This window comes from Bacteroides sp. Phil13, from assembly GCF_001940965.1.
GTDB classification, from domain to species: domain Bacteria; phylum Bacteroidota; class Bacteroidia; order Bacteroidales; family Bacteroidaceae; genus Bacteroides; species Bacteroides intestinalis.
On the sequence record NZ_MSHA01000057.1, the window covers coordinates 20,213 to 39,903 of the forward strand.

General features: G+C 44.5%; 17 protein-coding genes. 13 read left to right on the plus strand and 4 right to left on the minus strand.

Annotated features, from left to right (window positions below; genetic code table 11):
• The first annotated feature begins 17 nt into the window (after nt 1–17).
• The 3 genes from BWI44_RS11185 (at nt 18) to BWI44_RS11195 (ending at nt 6,146) form a co-directional block, all read left to right on the plus strand.
• Nucleotides 18–1,424, plus strand: a complete 1,407-nt coding sequence (locus tag BWI44_RS11185) for a glycoside hydrolase family 88/105 protein (protein WP_195209247.1) — start codon at nt 18–20, stop codon at nt 1,422–1,424.
• 20 nt (nt 1,425–1,444) lie between these two features.
• Nucleotides 1,445–1,759: an L-rhamnose mutarotase gene (gene rhaM, locus BWI44_RS11190; RefSeq protein ID WP_007666569.1), complete on the plus strand. Its 315-nt coding sequence runs from the start codon at nt 1,445–1,447 to the stop codon at nt 1,757–1,759.
• A 76-nt stretch (nt 1,760–1,835) separates the two neighbouring features.
• Nucleotides 1,836–6,146 carry a hybrid sensor histidine kinase/response regulator transcription factor gene (locus BWI44_RS11195; protein WP_195209246.1) on the plus strand — a complete coding sequence of 1,437 codons (4,311 nt, stop codon included), beginning with the start codon at nt 1,836–1,838 and terminating at the stop codon, nt 6,144–6,146.
• Nucleotides 6,147–6,203: 57 nt separating this feature from the next.
• On the opposite strand, the gene guaA is transcribed toward BWI44_RS11195, so the two are convergent.
• Nucleotides 6,204–7,757: a glutamine-hydrolyzing GMP synthase gene (gene guaA, locus BWI44_RS11200; RefSeq protein WP_138291513.1), complete on the minus strand. Its 1,554-nt coding sequence runs from the start codon at nt 7,755–7,757 to the stop codon at nt 6,204–6,206.
• Between the two features lie 124 nt (nt 7,758–7,881).
• On the opposite strand from guaA, the gene BWI44_RS11205 reads away from it, so the two are divergent.
• Nucleotides 7,882–8,577, plus strand: coding sequence for a DUF5039 family protein (locus BWI44_RS11205; RefSeq protein ID WP_118215924.1), 696 nt, complete (start codon nt 7,882–7,884; stop codon nt 8,575–8,577).
• A 251-nt stretch (nt 8,578–8,828) separates the two neighbouring features.
• Here the strand turns inward: BWI44_RS11205 and mscL are convergent, their stop codons facing one another.
• Nucleotides 8,829–9,266 carry a large-conductance mechanosensitive channel protein MscL gene (gene mscL, locus BWI44_RS11210; protein ID WP_021968397.1) on the minus strand — a complete coding sequence of 146 codons (438 nt, stop codon included), beginning with the start codon at nt 9,264–9,266 and terminating at the stop codon, nt 8,829–8,831.
• Nucleotides 9,267–9,405: 139 nt separating this feature from the next.
• On the opposite strand from mscL, the gene gap reads away from it, so the two are divergent.
• The 7 genes from gap (at nt 9,406) to BWI44_RS11245 (ending at nt 16,708) form a co-directional block, all read left to right on the plus strand.
• Nucleotides 9,406–10,416, plus strand: coding sequence for a type I glyceraldehyde-3-phosphate dehydrogenase (gap, locus tag BWI44_RS11215; RefSeq protein WP_118423081.1), 1,011 nt, complete (start codon nt 9,406–9,408; stop codon nt 10,414–10,416).
• A 183-nt stretch (nt 10,417–10,599) separates the two neighbouring features.
• On the plus strand, nt 10,600–12,657 hold the full coding sequence (locus tag BWI44_RS11220; protein WP_195209245.1) for a M3 family metallopeptidase: 2,058 nt from the start codon (nt 10,600–10,602) through the stop codon (nt 12,655–12,657).
• Nucleotides 12,654–13,175, plus strand: coding sequence for a DUF4847 family protein (locus tag BWI44_RS11225; RefSeq protein WP_195209244.1), 522 nt, complete (start codon nt 12,654–12,656; stop codon nt 13,173–13,175). Before BWI44_RS11220 ends, BWI44_RS11225 begins: the two co-directional genes overlap by 4 nt.
• Nucleotides 13,176–13,179: 4 nt before the next feature.
• Nucleotides 13,180–13,641, plus strand: a complete 462-nt coding sequence (locus BWI44_RS11230) for a dCMP deaminase family protein (protein WP_044534672.1) — start codon at nt 13,180–13,182, stop codon at nt 13,639–13,641.
• A gap of 88 nt (nt 13,642–13,729) precedes the next feature.
• The gene (locus tag BWI44_RS11235; protein WP_044262110.1) at nt 13,730–15,472 is read left to right on the plus strand and encodes a S41 family peptidase; all 1,743 of its coding nucleotides are present in this window, start codon (nt 13,730–13,732) and stop codon (nt 15,470–15,472) included.
• Complete coding sequence (locus BWI44_RS11240) at nt 15,414–15,920, plus strand: 5-formyltetrahydrofolate cyclo-ligase (RefSeq protein ID WP_229036176.1); 507 nt, start codon at nt 15,414–15,416, stop codon at nt 15,918–15,920. The genes BWI44_RS11235 and BWI44_RS11240 overlap by 59 nt, the downstream gene beginning before the upstream one ends.
• The gene (locus tag BWI44_RS11245; protein ID WP_195209242.1) at nt 15,917–16,708 is read left to right on the plus strand and encodes a histidinol-phosphatase; all 792 of its coding nucleotides are present in this window, start codon (nt 15,917–15,919) and stop codon (nt 16,706–16,708) included. Before BWI44_RS11240 ends, BWI44_RS11245 begins: the two co-directional genes overlap by 4 nt.
• A gap of 3 nt (nt 16,709–16,711) precedes the next feature.
• Here BWI44_RS11245 and BWI44_RS11250 read toward each other — a convergent pair whose 3' ends face one another.
• Together BWI44_RS11250 and recF are read right to left on the minus strand one after the other, a co-directional pair.
• Entirely contained in the window at nt 16,712–17,002 is a 291-nt protein-coding gene (locus BWI44_RS11250) for a DciA family protein (RefSeq protein ID WP_007212658.1), read from the minus strand.
• Complete coding sequence (gene recF / locus BWI44_RS11255; protein WP_021968389.1) at nt 16,999–18,111, minus strand: DNA replication/repair protein RecF; 1,113 nt, start codon at nt 18,109–18,111, stop codon at nt 16,999–17,001. Before recF ends, BWI44_RS11250 begins: the two co-directional genes overlap by 4 nt.
• A 297-nt stretch (nt 18,112–18,408) precedes the next feature.
• Here recF and BWI44_RS11260 point away from each other — a divergent pair, with 297 nt between their 5' ends.
• On the plus strand, nt 18,409–19,092 hold the full coding sequence (locus BWI44_RS11260; RefSeq protein ID WP_007212655.1) for a tetratricopeptide repeat protein: 684 nt from the start codon (nt 18,409–18,411) through the stop codon (nt 19,090–19,092).
• 137 nt (nt 19,093–19,229) lie between these two features.
• Nucleotides 19,230–19,691 (plus strand): 6,7-dimethyl-8-ribityllumazine synthase (gene ribH / locus BWI44_RS11265; protein WP_286813525.1); only part of this gene is annotated, 462 nt, incomplete at its 3' end.

A 19,691-nucleotide genomic window follows, 5' to 3' on the forward strand; every position in this document is an offset into this window, starting at 1 on the left:
AGTATTTAAAAGAAAGTATGAATATAAAGACATTCTGCCTGACAGGCACCTTGCTGTTACTCAGTATCGGCACTTATGCCCAGAAAAAGAAAGAAACTATCAATGACTCCAACACCCCGCTGCACCTGTTGCAACCGGAGTATAAAGTGCCTTATAAAGCTCTTTCTACTACTGAAGTAAAAACTGACATCGACCGCATTCTCCGTTATCTGGAAAAGACTACTCATACCCGTGTGGTCAGTGAGAAAACCGGAAAAGTTATCACTGATTATAGTAACCTGCCTGCCGATGCCCAATTGGAACGCGGCGCCTTCCGCTTGGCCAGTTATGAGTGGGGAGTTACTTATTCAGCTATGATGGCAGCCGCCGAAGCCACCGGAGACGCAGCTTACATGAAATATGTTACTGATCGCTTCAAGTTTCTCGCCGAAGTGGCTCCGCATTTTCGTAATCTGCTCGAAAAGAATGGTACTACCGACCCACAAATGAAACAAATCTTGACGCCTCATGCACTTGATGATGCCGGTGCCGTATGTGCTGCTATGATTAAGGCACAATTGCAAGATAAATCTCTCAACCTCTATCCTTTAATAGATAATTATCTCGATTTCATTCTAAACAAAGAATACCGCCTTGCCGACGGAACCTTTGCCCGCATCCGTCCACAACTCAACACGCTTTGGCTAGATGATATGTTCATGGGCGTTCCTCCCGTAGCCTGGTACTCTCGTATGGCAGATAAAGAACAGTCCAAATATCTGGCCGAAGCCGTTCGTCAAATCTTCCAATTTGCCGAGCGTATGTGGGTACCCGAAAAAAAACTCTTCCGTCACGGTTGGGTAGAAGGTATGGGAGATCATCCTGCCTTCTTCTGGGGACGTGCCAACGGTTGGGCACTGCTCACCATGACTGAAGTGCTGGACGTAATGCCGACCAACCATCCCCAGCGTGAAAAGCTCATGAACCTCTTTCGTGAACACGTCCGCGGACTGGCTGCTCTTCAAAGTGGCGAAGGATTCTGGCATCAACTGTTAGATCGTAACGATTCCTATTTGGAAACTTCAGCAACTGCTATCTATGTTTATTGCATCTCCCACGCCATTAACCAAGGTTGGCTCGATGCAATGGCTTACGGTCCCGTAGCTCAACTCGGTTGGCATGCCGTTTCTACACAGATCAATGCAGAAGGACAGGTAGAAGGCACCTGTGTGGGTACCGGAATGGCATTCGATCCTGCATTTTACTATTACCGCCCGGTCAATGTGTATGCCGCACACGGCTATGGTCCTGTAATCTGGGCAGGAGCTGAAATGATCAACCTGCTAAATAAACAGCATCCTAAAATGAACGACAGTGCCATTCAGTATTACCATACTGAACAGAAGACTACCTCACCGATCTTCAGTGTAAGCAAACCCGATTAATCCTCAATGAATAATATATCATGAAAAGAGAAGCATTTAAAATGTTCCTGAAGCCCGGCTTCGAAAAGGAATACGAGAAAAGACATGCAGCCATCTGGCCCGAACTGAAAAAAATGTTATCCGACGGTGGAGTATACGACTACTCCATCTATTGGGACCGCGACACTAACATCCTCTTTGCCTGCCAGAAGACTCGGGGCGAAGAATCCTCGCAGGATATGGGTGCTAATCCTATTGTACAAAAATGGTGGGATTACATGGCGGATATCATGGAAGTAAATCCGGATAATTCTCCGGTAACCATACCCTTGCCCGAAGTATTCCACATGGAATAAACCTTAAAAGTGCATTAAAGTTAGTCTTTAATGCGCTTTTTTCCTTATTTTTGTTACGTACCAAAATCTATGAAATATGAAAAAGCACTTAATGCTTGCGTGCCTGTACTTATTGCTCTCCATTCTTAACACCTCAGCCTCTGTAGAAGTACGTTCTACCCATATGACTACTACCGACGGGCTTGCCAATAATTCCGTCTGCTATGTATTCCAGGACAGCAAAGGGTTTATATGGATGGGAACCCTGAACGGACTCAGCCGCTACGACGGCAATACCTTCGTCACCCTCCTGCCCGAAGGCGATACTCAATCCGGACGCCTCTCCCTCTCCTCTAACCACGTCCGTTCCATCAGCGAAGACCGTAACGGCTTCCTGTGGCTTGAAACCTCCGGTGAATTCTTCAACTGTTACGACCTGAAGACAGAACGTTTCGTCGACTTCACCGGCCGCGGCGAATACCGCCAGCACTACGATCGTAAAGCCGAAGCTCCCAATGGAGATATATGGTTGTGGAACAGTCGCAACGGCTGCCGCCTCATCACCTATCACAATGGTGATTTTTCATCCGTTGCTTACAAGAAATCCAGCGGAAACCTACCTTCGGACAGCGTAGCCTATGTCTATCCCGACCCGCACGGCAACATCTGGATAGGTACTGACCACGGCGTGGCCCTCGTCAGCAGTGCACAGACTGTCATTGTCGACAACAACAATGCCTTCGCCGCACAGAGCTTCGAAAAAGATATCTTTTTTCTCTCTACCGATGGCATCATCAACCGTAAAAGCGGTAGTGCACCCACCGCAACCTCCGCTAGCCTGCCACGTGGCGAAGGCGGCATCACCCTGTATGGCACACTCCGCCTGCAAAACGAGTGGGTCATCTTCACCAACACCGGCGGCTATCTGTTCGACATGAAAACTCAACGCATCAGCCGACATCCAGATTTCGACATCCGTAACGGCAATGTGCTGACGGATAATCGGGGGGACTTCTGGATCTACAATAACACCGGTCAGGTATGGTATGTCAACGCCACCACCCATGCTGTTAAAACCTTCCGTCTCTCCCCTCCCGATAAACTGAACTATGTGGACATGGAACGCTACCACATTGTACACGACTCCCGGGGCATTATCTGGATCTCCACCTACGGCAACGGGCTCTTCGCCTACAACACTATCACAGAAGAGCTCCAGCACTTCGACTTCCAGATTGACGGCTTCAGCCACATCAGCTCCAACTATCTGCAATACATCATGGAAGACAGTTCCGGCGCTATCTGGGTCAGTTCTGAATACGCCGGTATTGCCCGTCTTACTATCCTGAACGAAGGCATCAAACGCATTTACCCTGAAGCCATCTCTCTGTCTGACCGCTCCAATACCGTCCGCATGATTACCCGCCTCAAGAACGATGACATCTGTATCGGTACCCGTGGTGGTGGTGTCTATACCTACGACCCGCTGATCAATACACAGAAAAAAGAAGTTCATTACAACTCCAACATCTATGCCATAGCCGAAGACCTTGACGGCACCCAGTGGATGGGTAGCCGTGGCGAAGGTCTCTGCATTGGCGGAAAATGGTATGTCAACCACTCCAACGATGCCCATTCCATTAGTAACAACCATATCTTTACCCTCTACTGTGACCGCAAAGGCCGCATGTGGATAGGCACCTTCGGCGGCGGATTGGACCTTGCCATCAAAGAGAACAACAGATACACCTTCCGCCACTTTTTCACCAAAACTTTCGGACAACGCCGCACGCGCGCCATCATCGAAGATTCGAACGGTTGGATATGGGTAGGAAATAGTGACGGAGTCTACGTCTTCTCCCCCGATTCCCTGCAAGCTGACCCGCAAAACTACCTGACCTATAATTACAACAACGGAAAACTGCGCAGTAACGAAATTAAGTGCATCTACCAAGACACACAGAACCGGATATGGATTGGTTCCTCCGGTGGCGGCCTTAGTATGTGCATCCCCGGCACCGATTATCACAACCTTACCTTCAAACATTACGGCACCAGTAACGGCCTCGTCAACGATATGGTTCAAGCCATCGCTGAAGATAAGCAAGGCAACCTATGGATTGCCACCGAATACGGTATCTCCCGCTTCAATCCCGAAACGCAAGCTTTTGATAATTACTTCTTCTCGGCCTACACATTGGGTAACGTCTACAGCGACAATAGCTCGTGCGTCAGTAAAAACGGCAGTCTACTGTTCGGTACCAACTACGGTTTGTTGGTCATCAACCCCGAACAAATGGGAAACAATTCTGTACTCAATTCCTCAATCACCTTCACCAACCTTCAGGTGAACGGAATATCCATGCGCCCGGGTGCCCCCGACTCCCCCCTCTCCAGTGCCATGATGTACACAGACGAAATAGAACTGAAGCATTTTCAGAGATCATTTGTAATAGACTTCACCACATTCGATTACTCAAAAACCAACAGCTACACCTACACCTATCGGTTGGAGAACTATGATAAAGAATGGAGCAAACCCTCTCCACTCAGCTTTGCATCCTATAAAAATCTACCACCGGGCAAGTACAGTCTGCACGTAAAAATCTGTAATGCCACCGGTATTTTGGGCGATCAGGAAGCTATTCTGAAGATTACCATCACTCCTCCCTTTTGGAAAACTACTTGGGCATTCCTTATCTATGCCCTCTTGCTGACAGTCATATTGTACGTCACCTACAGGCTGATACGTAATTTCAACCTCTTGCGCAACAAAATACAAGTAGAGAAACAATTGACGGAATACAAGCTCGTATTCTTTACAAACATCTCACACGAATTCCGTACTCCCTTAACCCTAATTCAAGGAGCATTGGAAAAGATACAGAGCATAGACAAAGTCCCCAAGGAAATGGTCAATTCATTGAAAGTGATGAACAAGAGCACCCAACGTATGCTCCGTCTCATCAACCAACTGTTGGAGTTCCGGAAGATGCAGAACAACAAGCTTGCTCTCTCCTTGGAAGAAACAGATGTCATGGGCTTTCTTCATGAAATATTCCTGAGCTTCAAGGATACTGCGACATCCAAGAATATGGATTTCCGCTTTCAGCCTTCAGCGGCTTCCTACAAGATGTTCATCGACAAAGGGAATCTGGACAAAGTTGTCTACAATCTCCTATCCAATGCTTTCAAGTACACCCCGAGCTACGGCAAAGTCATCCTTTCAGCTATCGTCGATGAGGACAGGAAATGCTTGGAAATCTCTGTAGCTGACACAGGAATCGGTATTGCCAAAGAAAAACGGGGAGAATTGTTCAAACGCTTCATGCAAAGTAACTTTTCAAGCAATAGTACAGGGATAGGACTACATCTGACACACGAACTGGTAAATGTCCATAAAGGGACTATCAATTATGATGAGAACCAAGGAGGAGGCTCCATCTTCACAGTCTCCCTCCCCATCGACACCAGTGCATACGAAGAAAAAGACTTTCTCATTCCTCACGACGCCTTCCTCGAAGAGAAAGCATATAAACCGGAAAACAACGAAGAAGAAAGCACCCTGGAAGTAAATGTAACAAAGGAAAAAGAACCTTCGAACCAGTACAAATTGCTCATCATAGAGGATGACAACGACGTACGCGAATTCTTGAAAGAAGAATTCAAACTTTATTTTGAAGTTGTTACTGAAGCAGACGGCCTTTCTGGTCTGGAACGTGCACGTACATACGATGCCGATCTCATCATCTGCGATGTACTGATGCCAGGCCTCACAGGTTTCGAAGTTACCCAGAAGCTTAAAAATGATTTCGATACTAGCCACATCCCCATCATTTTATTGACAGCTATGAGTTCGGCAGAAAATCACCTGAAAGGCGTGGAAAGTGGAGCGGATGCATACATCACCAAGCCGTTTAGTCCCAAGCTATTACTGGCAAGAGCATTCCAGTTGATAAAGCAACGTGAAAAGTTGCGGAAGAAATTCTCGGATGATCCGGGAATGATTACGCCTGCTATCTGTACGTCAGAGAAAGATAAACAATTTGCCGATAAGCTTCAGGCTATTCTGGAAGAACAGATTAGTAACAGTGAATTCGCCGTAGATGACCTTGCTTCAGTGATGGGGCTGGGACGTTCCACCTTCTATCGCAAAGTGCGTGGAATAACCGGTTATTCCCCCAATGAGTACATGCGCATCATCCGCATGAAAAAAGCTGCTGAACTTTTACTTGAAAATCGTTATACAGTGGCAGAGGTATCTTATAAGATAGGTATCGAAGACCCATTCTATTTCAGCAAATGCTTCAAGAAACAGTTCGGTGTATCTCCATCCGTATATTTACGTGGTAAGAATGCCCCGGAAGAAAAAGAGGTTGATGACAAAGAAGAAGATATTCCTGAATGATAACATAACACAAAAATCCCCGGAACATTAAATATCCCGGGGATTTTTATATATCGATCACTCCCATTCTATCGTTGCAGGCGGTTTTGACGAAATATCATAGGTTACCCGGTTCACCCCTTTCACCTTATTAATAATATCATTGGAAACCTTACCCAGGAATTCGTAAGGCAAATGTGCCCAATCTGCCGTCATAGCATCCGTAGAAGTCACAGCGCGCAGCGCAATAGCACGTTCATACGTACGTTCATCTCCCATCACACCTACTGATTGCACGGAGAGTAGGATAACGCCTGCCTGCCAAACCTGATGATAAAGAGAAGTTTCGTTACCATCAGCATCTTTCACTTTCCAGTCACGCAAGCCCTGAATAAAGATATCATCCGCATTTTGCAAAATAGCTACTTTCTCCGGAGTAATATCACCTAAAATGCGCACAGCTAAACCCGGTCCGGGGAAAGGATGACGAGTAATCAGATGTTCAGGCATACCCAATCCGCGACCTACACGGCGAACCTCATCTTTAAACAACAAGCGAAGCGGCTCACAAAGTTTCAGGTGCATCTTTTCAGGCAAACCACCTACATTATGATGACTCTTAATAACCGTACCGGTAATAGAAAGAGATTCGATGCAGTCAGGATAGATCGTACCCTGTGCCAGCCATTTCACATCTTTAATCTTATGGGCCTCTTCATCGAACACTTCAATAAATCCCTTGCCTATGATCTTACGCTTTTCCTCAGGCTCCGTTACACCTGCCAGTTCTGCAAAGAACTTGGCACTGGCATCCACACCGATAACATTCAGACCGAGACATTCATAATCGTGCAGTACATTCTTGAACTCGTTCTTACGCAGCATGCCGTGATCTACAAAGATACAAGTCAGATTCTTGCCGATAGCACGATTCAGCAATACAGCAGCTACGGAAGAATCCACACCACCGCTCAAACCAAGAACCACTTTATCGTCCCCCAACTGCTCCTTCAATTCGGCAACCGTCGTTTCAATAAAGGAAGCAGCACTCCAGTCCTGTTTGCAACCGCAAACATCCACCACGAAATTCTTCAGCATCTGCGTGCCATCTTCGCTATGAAATACTTCCGGATGGAACTGTACACCCCACACCTTTTCGTTCTCTATCTGATAAGCAGCAATCGCCACCTTATCCGTCGAAGCTATTTTTTTGAAATTGGAAGGGATAACCGTAATTGTGTCTCCGTGACTCATCCACACCTGTGTATTTTCCTTCACGTCCTTGAACAGCACATTGTCCTTGTCAAAAGAGCCCAAATGTGCACGTCCGTATTCACGACTTCCGGCAGGTTCCACCTTGCCGCCATTGGTATAAGCGATAAATTGCGCACCGTAACAGATCCCCAGAACAGGATATTTCCCACGAATTTCACTCAAATCTGTTTTAAACGCACTTTCATCGTATACAGAGAACGGGCTGCCCGAAAGAATAACCCCCTTTACACTTTCATCCCCCTTTGGGAACTTATTGTAAGGTAAAATTTCGCAATATGTATTCAATTCACGGACACGACGGGCTATAAGCTGTGTAGTCTGTGAACCAAAATCAAGAATGACAATCTTTTCTTGCATATAATCTGTATGGATTTAGTTTAAAATGAGTTGCAAAAGTATGAAAAACTGAGAGAATAATAGGAATTATAGAGCGGAAAATCTATATTTGCAAATAAATAAATCATTTAATGCACAGGAAAACATGAAAAAAATCAGCTCTTTACTACTATTGCTTTTATGTAATATTGTATGCCTGCAGGCGCAGGAAAACAGAATTGTTGAATTAGAAAAATCACTCGAAATCATACGTACTGATCTGCAGCAAAAGAAACTGCTGTTCAATTGGACACTTATGGAAAAATATCTGGATGCTTGCGAAGCATCCAACAAGTTAATAAACATTAGAAATGAGCCGAAGCTGACTTATATCATTTTCGAATTAAAGCCCCAAGAATTAGCTGCTTCCAAAGAAGCCTACGAGACAGCCAAAGATGAACTAAAAAAGATGTTAAATACCTATCCCGAGCATGCACAATTAGACTCAGCCTACCGGAATACCGCTAAAGAGGAAATTCGTAAAGAAATCAATGTAGCCATGAATAATTTTTATCGTCGTTTATCCGACGAGAATAAAGACTACCGCCCCATGCGCAATAAGGAGCAGAAGGCACTCAGAAACTACTATATAGCCGCAGCACGCTATATGTTGGAAGAAAGCAAGAAGAAACAGGAAGTGGCACCAAATGGCATTATAAATTATAAAGAGCGAGAAGAGATTCTCAACTCCAATGCCAGCCTCAATCAATTATCCGTAGAAATCAGACTACTGGAAAATTTACAGAAAGAAGCACTCCAGGAATATCAAAAATTAAAATATCATATAACTCCATCCAAGTAAGGTAAAACCCATTCAAAGTGAAACAAAGCCATGCTAATTATCAGCAACTTACAAGAAGTTAAGAGTTTATCAGCAAGGAGTTAAGAGTTTGTCGACAAACTCTTAACTCCTTGTCGACAGGGTATTAAAAGCCTTTAATAATTGTTCTATTTATCCGACCTCGCCGTACCCTCCCCACATCAAGTCCGTACCTGCTCCGTACCTATACACTTGGACTTGGTACGGAGTTGGTATGTGGCAGACTATTCTTTCTACTTTTTTTCTTTCAAGATATCCCTGATTTCCGTCAGCAAGACCTCTTCTTTGCTGGGTACAGGAGGAGCAGGAGGCGCTGCAGGAGCTTCTTCTTCCTTCTTAGCCGTCAGCCTGGTCAGCAATTTGATGAACAGGAAAATAGAAAAAGCGATAATAAGAAAGTCAAACGTCACTTGCAGGAAATTTCCATAATTCAAGGTTACGGCGGCAATCTCTTTACCGTCCACAACTTCGGCAGGTTTCATCACCCACTTCAGATCCGTAAAGTTCACACCTCCCACCAACAGGCCGAGAGGCGGCATAATAATATCTGCCACAACAGAGGATACAATTTTACCAAACGCGCCACCAATGATTACACCGACAGCCATGTCTATCACATTGCCTTTCATGGCAAATGATTTAAAATCTTGTAAAAATGAACTTTTTCCCATCACTTCCATTATTTAATTATAAAATTAAGTGCGAATATAAAAACATTTTCTTACTTTTGCACCGCATTTCAGAAATAAATGCGCAAGAGAAGAGAGATATTTGAACAAATATTATAAAACCCTTAAAAGTTTAAACAAAATGATTAAAGTAGGTATTAATGGATTCGGACGTATCGGACGTTTCGTATTCCGCGCTGCAATGAAAAGAAACGATATCCAAATCGTTGGTATTAACGACCTTTGCCCGGTTGACTACTTGGCTTACATGCTGAAGTATGACACTATGCACGGTCAGTTCGACGGAACAATCGAAGCAGATGTTGAAAACAGCAAATTGATCGTTAATGGCCAGGCTATCCGCATCACTGCAGAAAGAAACCCGGCTGACTTGAAATGGGATGCTGTAGGTGCAGAATACGTAGTTGAATCTACTGGTTTGTTCCTGAGCAAAGACAAAGCTCAAGCTCACATCGAAGCTGGTGCAAAATATGTAGTAATGTCTGCTCCTTCTAAAGATGACACCCCGATGTTCGTTTGCGGTGTAAACGAAAAAACATACGTGAAAGGTACTCAATTCGTATCTAACGCTTCTTGTACTACTAACTGTTTGGCTCCTATCGCTAAAGTATTGAACGACAAGTTCGGTATCTTGGATGGTCTGATGACTACAGTTCACTCTACAACTGCTACTCAGAAGACAGTTGATGGTCCTTCTATGAAAGACTGGAGAGGTGGTCGTGCTGCTTCTGGCAACATCATCCCGTCTTCTACTGGTGCTGCTAAGGCTGTAGGTAAAGTAATCCCTGCTTTGAATGGCAAATTGACTGGTATGTCTATGCGTGTTCCGACTTTGGACGTATCTGTAGTTGACTTGACAGTTAACTTGGCTAAACCGGCTACTTACGCTGAAATCTGTGCAGCTATGAAAGAAGCTTCAGAAGGCGAATTGAAGGGTATCCTGGGTTACACTGAAGATGCAGTAGTTTCTTCTGACTTCTTGGGTGACACTCGTACTTCTATCTTCGATGCAAAAGCTGGTATCGCTTTGACTGATACTTTCGTAAAAGTTGTATCTTGGTATGACAACGAAATCGGTTACTCTAACAAGGTTCTTGACCTGATCGCTCACATGGCTTCAGTTAACAACTAATAAGCAGAGTACAAAATAATATTTAAAACAGGCAATCTCGACGAGGTTGCCTGTTTTTTGTTAAAATACAACGGGTTATTCATTAAATCAGCTATTTTTTTTGCACTTTTGCGGTTAGATTATTTTTACCGAACCTAAGTAAGTATGATAAAATTAAAACTAACGCTAACATTACTCTGCTTTATGAATATAATACAGGCTCAAAACCCTTTTTTTGAAAAGTATTCTACGCCTCACGGTACTATCCCGTTTGAAAAGATAAAGACCGAACATTATGAACCCGCCATTCGTGAAGGTATCAACCGTCACAACGCGGAGATTGATGCTATCACCAATAATCCGGAAGCGGCTACATTCGCCAACACGGTCGCTGCTTACGAGAAGTCCGGCGAACTGTTGAACCAAGTCAGCACTGTATTCGGCAACCTGCTGAGTGCGGAAACCAACGATGACATGCAGGAACTGGCAAAATCCATCATGCCGTTGCTGAGCGAACATGGCAATAACATCACTCTGAATGAGAAGTTATTTGCACGCATTAAGGCGGTGTATGACCAGAAAGACCAGGCTAATCTTACTCCCGAGCAAAACAAGCTACTGGAGAAGGTATATAATAGTTTTGTTCGCAGTGGAGCCAACCTCGAAGGAGAAGCCAAAGAGCAATATCGTGCTCTGAGCAAAGAACTCAGCTTGCTAACCCTGCAATTCGGAGAAAACAACCTGAAAGAAACCAACGACTATAAACTGGTACTGACAGACCCAGCACAACTTGCCGGCTTGCCGCAAAGCGCCATTGATGCAGCCGCAGAAACTGCCAAAGAAAAAGGTGTGGAAGGATGGGTATTCACTTTACAAGCACCCAGTTATAGCCCGTTTATGACGTATGCCAGCAACCGCGATTTGCGCTGTAAGCTTTATATGGCATATAATACCAAATGTACCCATGACAATGAAACCAACAATCTGGAGATTGTAAAGAAGCTCGTTAATACCCGCCTGGCTATTGCGCAACTTTTGGGATACAACAGTTTTGCTGAATATAACCTGCAAGAGCGAATGGCAGAAAACAGCGGCAATGTATATAAACTGTTGGATCAGCTACTGGATGCTTACACTCCCACCGCCAAACAGGAATATGCAGAGGTAGAGGCTTTGGCACGCCAACTGGAAGGCAATGACTTCACAGTGATGCCTTGGGACTGGTCTTATTATTCCCATAAGCTGAAAGACCAGAAGTTCCAGATAGATGATGAAATGCTCCGTCCCTATTTTGAACTGAGCAAGGTAAAAGAAGGGGTATTCGGTCTGGCTACCCGCTTGTATGGTATTACGTTCAAGAAAAACAGCGATATACCGGTATATCACAAGGATGTGGATGCATATGAGGTATTTGATAAAGATGGTAAATTCCTATCTGTACTCTATACAGACTTCCATCCCAGAGAGGGTAAACGTGCAGGCGCATGGATGACTTCTTATAAAGAACAATGGATTGACGAGGTAACCGGTGAAAACAGTCGTCCGCACATATCTATCGTGATGAACTTCACCAAACCGACAAAAGACAAACCCGCCTTACTGACATTTGGCGAACTGGAGACATTCCTGCATGAATTTGGGCATAGTCTGCATGGCATGTTTGCGAATTCCACCTATGAAAACCTGAGCGGTACAAATGTATATTGGGACTTTGTGGAACTTCCCTCCCAATTCATGGAGAACTTCGCTATTGAAAAGGAGTTCCTCCACACATTTGCCAGACATTATCAGACTGGAGAACTCATCCCGGACGAACTGGTACAGCGCATTGTAGATTCTTCTAATTTCGATGCCGCTTATGCCTGCCTGCGTCAGGTTAGCTTTGGCTTACTGGATATGGCATGGTACACCCGTACCACCCCATTTGATGGTGACGTGAAAGCTTACGAAAAAGAAGCATGGAAGAAAGCACAGATCCTTCCTGTGGTAGAAGATGCCTGCATGAGTACACAGTTCTCGCATATCTTTGCCGGAGGTTATTCTGCCGGATATTACAGCTATAAATGGGCGGAAGTCCTGGATGCAGATGCTTTCTCACTGTTTAAACAAAAAGGAATCTTCAATCCGGAAGTAGCCGCTTCTTTCCGGGAAAACATTCTTTCCAAAGGAGGAACAGAACACCCTATGACACTATACAAACGCTTTCGCGGACAAGAACCAACTATTGATGCATTATTAATCAGAAACGGAATAAAGAAATGAAAAAGATGAAAACCTATATACAACTGCTGTTAATCGCTCTCTTCGTACCCGTATTGAGCGCTTGCGATCAGGAAGACGATGTTATTGACATCTTCACCGGAAAAACCTGGTACATGACTTACATTGCAGTGGAAGGACAAAACAAGATGTACGACTTCTGGCAAGGAGACCAGGATGCAAGAGAAAAGAGTTTTAAGACCATTGCAGGAGATAATTACACTTTAGTGTTTGAAGGTGCTGAGGTAAACGGTACAGCGGGCGGAACTTTCACCGGAAAAGCCACCAGCGCTTCCGTCAATGGAGACTGGAATGCGAATGGAGACAACCGTGAATTGAAGATTACCATAAAAAGCGGAGGTGGCACTGACACAGATAAGTATTTAGGTAAAGCCTTTATGGACGGACTAAAGAGTGCATTCAAATATGGAGGAGATAATAAGAATCTATATATTTATTACAAAGAGGGGCAGACAGTAAAGTTCATCTCTTTCGCTCCACAACGTAACCCAGGGAATTAAGACTATGGAAGGTTCTGCTAAAGAAAAACAAGAGGCGCTGGACAAGCGTTATATACGTATGGCAAGTATCTGGGCGGAAAATTCATATTGTAAACGCCGCCAGGTAGGTGCACTCATCGTCAAAGATAAAATGATCATTTCTGACGGGTATAACGGAACGCCTGCCGGTTTTGAAAATGTATGTGAAGACGATAATAACGTTACCAAACCTTACGTGTTGCATGCCGAGGCGAATGCAATCACGAAGATAGCATGCTCTAATAATAGCAGCGACGGTGCCACTATGTATGTCACCGCTTCGCCATGCATCGAATGTTCAAAACTGATTATCCAGGCAGGTATCAAAAGGGTGGTTTACTCCGAGAAATACCGTTTGGAAGACGGTATCGAACTTTTGAAGCGTGCAGGTATCGAGGTAGTTTACGTAGCTACAAGTGACGAGCTACAGGCTACAAGTAAAGAATAAAGACCTTAAACAAACAATAAACAAAAATATACGAAGCATACAGCTACCTCTCGTAGCATGTAGCTCGTAGCTAACAACTTTTAAGAACATGAGTACAAAAAACTCTTCCCGCTTTACCCCGCTCGTCATTGCAATCAGCGTGGTAATGGGAATTCTGATCGGAACATTTTATGCCAGGCATTTCGCCGGAAATACGCTGGGCATTATTAATGGCTCGTCCAACAAGCTGAATGCTTTGCTGCGAGTTGTTGAAGACCAGTATGTGGACACCGTCAACATGACGGATCTTGTGGAAAAAGCAATGCCACAGATATTGGCTGAGTTAGACCCACACTCTACTTACATTCCTGCCCAGAATCTGGAGGAAGTTAATTCAGAGTTGGAAGGCAGCTTCAGCGGTATCGGTATTCAATTCACCATTCAGGATGATACGATTCATGTGAACAGTGTCATTCAAGGCGGTCCGTCCGAAAAAGTAGGACTGATGGCAGGTGACCGCATCGTTATGGTAGACGATAGCTTGTTTGCCGGAATAAAACTGACCAATGAGAAAGCCATGCGCACTTTGAAAGGTCCGAAAGGAACCAAGGTGAAACTGGGTGTCAAACGTGCTACAGAAAAGGATTTACTGGACTTTGTCATCACCCGCGGTGATATTCCACAGAATACGATTGATGCAGCTTATATGCTCAGCAATGATTACGGATACATTCAAATCAGTAAGTTCGGACGTACCACTCATGTAGAACTGCTGAATGCTATTGCCCAACTCAGTCATCAGAATTGTAAGGGAATTATTATTGACTTGCGCGACAACACCGGTGGTTATATGGAGGCTGCCGTGCGTATGGTAAATGAATTCCTGCCGGAAGGACAACTTATTGTCTATGCCCAAGGACGTAAATATCCCCGTATGGAAGATTATGCCAACGGAACAGGCAGTTGCCAGAAAATGCCTTTGGTTGTGCTGACCAATGAAAGTTCGGCATCCGCCAGTGAGATCTTTGCAGGAGCTATTCAGGATAATGACCGTGGTACAATCGTAGGACGCCGTTCCTTCGGAAAAGGATTGGTACAACAACCGATTGACTTCAGCGATGGCTCTGCTATCCGCCTGACAATTGCCCGCTACTATACTCCATCCGGTCGTTGCATACAACGTCCGTATAAGAATGGTAAGGACGCCAAGTACGAAATGGATTGGCTGACCCGCTACGAGCATGGTGAATTCTTCTCTAAGGATAGCATCAAGCTGGACGAGAATTTACGCTACTCCACCCGTCTGGGACGTCCCGTTTACGGTGGTGGTGGTATTATGCCGGACGTATTCGTACCGCAGGATACCACAGGAACCTCTTCTTATCTGATTGAAGTGCTCAATAAAGGACTGACTTTACAGTTCAGCTTCCAGTATTCCGACCGCAACCGGGCTAAACTGAATGAGTTCGAAAATGAAGAAGACATGCTGAAATATCTTCGTCAGCAAGGTATCGTAGAACAGTTTATCCGTTTTGCAGACAGCAAGGGAGTGAAGAGACGCAATATCCTTATCCACAAGTCCTACAAGCTGATGGAAAGAAACCTTTATGGAAACATTATCTATAATATATTAGGCAGGGAGCCTTATATAAGGTATATCAATCAGGGCGATCCTACCGTACAAAAGGCATTGGAAATTTTGGAGAACGGCGAAGCATTTCCCAAAGCTCCGGAAGATGTTGTGAAAGAAGAAACGAAAGATGAAGGAAAGAAAAAAAGAACTGCGGAAGCGTATGGCATTGTTAAAGACCCGGCACGGGCTTACCACTACGCATCAATCCCAGTCTGCTGAAATTCTTGCCGCCCTGGAAGCCCACCCGGCTTTCAGGGCGGCACATATCGTCCTGCTCTATTATTCACTGAAGGACGAGGTCGATACGCATGAATTTGTCCGGAAGTGGAGCCGTGAAAAGCGGATATTGCTTCCGGTTGTCGTAGGTGACGATCTGGAATTGCGTATCTATACCGGTCCCGAAGACCTGGCAACAGGAAGTTATGGTATTGAAGAACCTACCGGAGAACTCTTCACCGACTATGCAGCTATCGACTTTGTCGCCGTCCCCGGCGTAGCTTTCGATCATGCAGGTAACCGTCTGGGCAGAGGCAAAGGCTATTATGACCGACTGCTCCCCCGCCTCACGGCTTTCAAAGCCGGCATCTGTTTTCCTTTTCAATTAGTGGAAGAAGTGCCTGCGGAGCCATTCGACATCCGCATGGATACGATTATAACAATTCAATGAAAACAAATTATCACACTCATACTGCCCGTTGCATGCACGCTACGGGTAGCGACGAAGACTACGTGCTCAGCGCCATCAAAGGCGGCTATCAGGAGCTGGGATTTTCAGACCACACTCCGTGGAAGTATCACACCGATTATGTGGCTGACATGCGCATGCTCCCCGAAGAATTACCCGGATACGTAGAAAGCCTGCGCTCACTCCGCGAGAAATACCAAGATCAGATCAGTATCAAAATCGGATTGGAATGCGAGTATTTTCCCGCTTATATTCATTGGCTGAAAGAAAAAATCAAAGAGTATCAACTGGATTATGTCCTATTCGGCAATCACCATTACCATACAGATGAGAAGTTCCCTTACTTCGGGCATCATACCGAGAACCTTGATATGCTGGAACTCTATGAAGAGAGTGCCATCGAGGGAATGGAGAGTGGTTTGTTCTGCTGTCTGGCCCACCCGGATTTATTCATGCGCTCATATCCTCAGTTCGACCGTCATTGTAAGTTAATCAGCCGCCATATCTGCCGCACAGCCGCACGCTTCCATATTCCGCTGGAATATAATATCGGTTATGTGGCATATAATGAAGCGCACGACTTGCAGACTTATCCCTGCCCGGACTTCTGGCACATTGCCGCCAATGAAGGTTGTACTGCTATCATCGGGTTAGATGCGCATAACAATAAAGACTTGGAAACGCCTGTATATTACAATCGTGCCATAGAAGAATTGAAAGCATTAAAGATACAGAGAGTGGATAGTTTATCACTAATTACTAACCACTAATCACTATCTAAATATGATATTCGTGATTACCTGCGCACCTACGTGGCGGTTCAGGTTGCGTACCAGCAAGTCACGTCCCATCATTAGTTCCTGACGCAGGGCGGCAGAAGTCAGATGGACATATAAAATCTGATTGCGGATATAGAGTTCGCGGGTATAAGAGGCAATAGTGGGGCCAAGGATTTCTGCCCATGAGTTGATGAGCCGCTGCTCATTGAGTGGCGACTCCAGACTCTCCTGCCGAAGGAAAGTACGTATCAGTTTACCTATTTGTTCGGCATCGTTACGCTTCATGCTTCATCCTCCTCCCGTTCTGTTATGACTCCTTGATCTACCTGGAACATTTTGTAATCGCTGCCTACCTTATGAAGAATGCGATCCAGATGTTCCCGGTTCGTATCTGTTATGAATATCTGCCCGAAGTTATCACCGGCTACCAACTTGATGATCTGCTCTACGCGGGAAGCATCCAGTTTATCGAAGATATCATCCAGCAGAAGCAAAGGTACTGCAGTGCCGGTCCTTTTCAGGAAATCAAACTGTGCCAATTTCAGGGCAACAAGATAGGTCTTGTTCTGCCCCTGCGAACCTTCCCGCTTGATAGGGAAATCACCCAGAAGCATATTCAATTCATCTTTGTGAATGCCATGCAGAGAGTAACCCATAATCTGATCACGCACACGACTTGCTTTTATTACATCTAACAGGGATGCATCACGGGCATGCGAATCATAAGTCAGCCCTACCTGCTCCTTATCTTGTGAAATAAAAGAATAGAATGACTGGAAAATGGGAATGAATTCACTGATAAAAGCCTCCCGCTTGCGGAAAACAATCTCACCGGCCTGTGCCATCATCTCTTCCCAAATGAGAAACAACTCTTCTTCTACCGGCACTTCACTTTTCAACAACGTATTTCGTTGAGCCAACGCTTTATTATAGCGTATCAGAGCTTCCAAATACTCTTTATCATACTGCGAGATTACGACATCCATAAAGCGCCGACGCTCGTCACTGCCTCCGGCAATCAATTCCGAGTCGGCAGGAGAAACCATGACCAAAGGCAAGAATCCAATATGATCGGACAAACGGGTATATTCCTTCTTATTCCGCTTGAATTGTTTCTTTTGCCTGCGCTTCATACCGCAATAAATCTCTTCCGGCGTACCGTCGGGAGCCTCATAGAAGCCTTGGATGACAAAGAATTCCTGATCATGGCGGATGTTTTGCGAATCGATGGGATTGCCCGAACTCTTACAAAACGAAAGGAAATAAATGGCATCGAGCAAATTCGTTTTCCCCATGCCGTTCTGGCCGAAAAAACAGTTCAACTTGGGTGAGAACGAGAGCTCAACTTGTTCCAGATTCTTATAATTAAGTATGGATATACGTTTCAGTATCATATTACAGCAGTAAATTCAGTTACAAAGATAATGCAAAATCTCGATTTAGTGAGCGAAAAGAGAATTCATTCTTTTTTCCGAATGTGAGAGATTTATCTAAGCCGAATGCAGAACAAAATAAGCATGCTTATTTTTAATGCGGAGGTAAAGCTTAGCTCATCAAAAAGTAGGAAGAATTTCGGGTTTTCAAGTGTAAAAGAAAAAAAGATGCCGCTAAATTTCGTTGATACCTATAAAAAAGTTACTTTTGCGGGTCGAAATGGCTAAATAAGAATAATAACAAAAAGAATATATAAAATGGCAGAACAAAAGAAAGCTAACGAAGCCCTGAATGTGGAAGAAGCATTGTCACAATCGGAGGCATTTCTCATTAAAAACAAAAAAGCAATTATCGGCGCTGTAGTAGCAGTAATCATCATTGTAGCCGGTATAGTAATGTACAAGAACCTTTATGCTGAACCGCGCGAAGAAAAGGCACAGGCTGCATTGTTCAAAGGACAGGAATACTTTGAGGCCGACCTTTACGAACAGGCATTGAATGGCGACAGTATCGGATTCGCAGGTTTCGCTAAAATTGCTGATGAATACAGCGGAACCAAAGCTGCCAACCTGGCAAAAGCATATATGGGTATCTGCTACGCTCACCTGGGACAATACGAAGCTGCTGTAAAAGCACTGGATAGCTTCAGCGGAAAAGACCAGATGATAGCTCCTGCAATGAAAGGTGCAATGGGTAACTGCTACGCACAATTAGGCCAGCTGGACAAAGCTGCTTCTATGTTGCTGAGCGCTGCTGACGAAGCTGATAACAATTCACTCAGCCCTATCTACCTGCAACAAGCCGGAGAAATCCTCGTTAAGCAAGGCAAGTATGACGACGCTATCAAAGCATATACCAAGATTAAGGACAAATATTTCCGTTCTTACCAGTCAATGGATATCGATAAGTACATCGAACAAGCCAAACTGCTGAAGAAGTAATATACCTTATTATATAGTATATCAGACACGGGTTACACAGATTTTACACGGATAAAAAAGAAACAACCGTGAAATCCGTGTAATCCGGTTCTTTTTTTATCCCCTTTTTATTTTTAATTATTAATTTTAGAATAACTATGGCAACAGCTTATCATAACCTTTCAGACTACGACTTCAACTCTGTTCCTGATGCTAAAGAAATGAAGTTCGGCATTGTTGTTTCTGAGTGGAACTTCAATATCACCGGAAAACTTTTAGAGGGCGCAATGAATACTTTAAAAAAACATGGTGCCAGAGACGAAAATATTTTGGTGAAAACTGTTCCGGGTAGCTTTGAATTAATTTTTGGAGCCAACCAATTCATTGAATATAGTAATGTGGATGCAGTTATTGCAATTGGTTGCGTAGTTAGAGGAGATACTCCACATTTTGACTATGTTTGTATGGGAAGCACCAACGGAATTGCTCAACTGAACGCAACTGGCAACGTACCAGTTATTTACGGATTAATTACTACCAATACAATGGAGCAAGCCGAGGACCGCGCCGGTGGCAAACTGGGTAACAAAGGTGACGAATGTGCAATTACTGCAATAAAA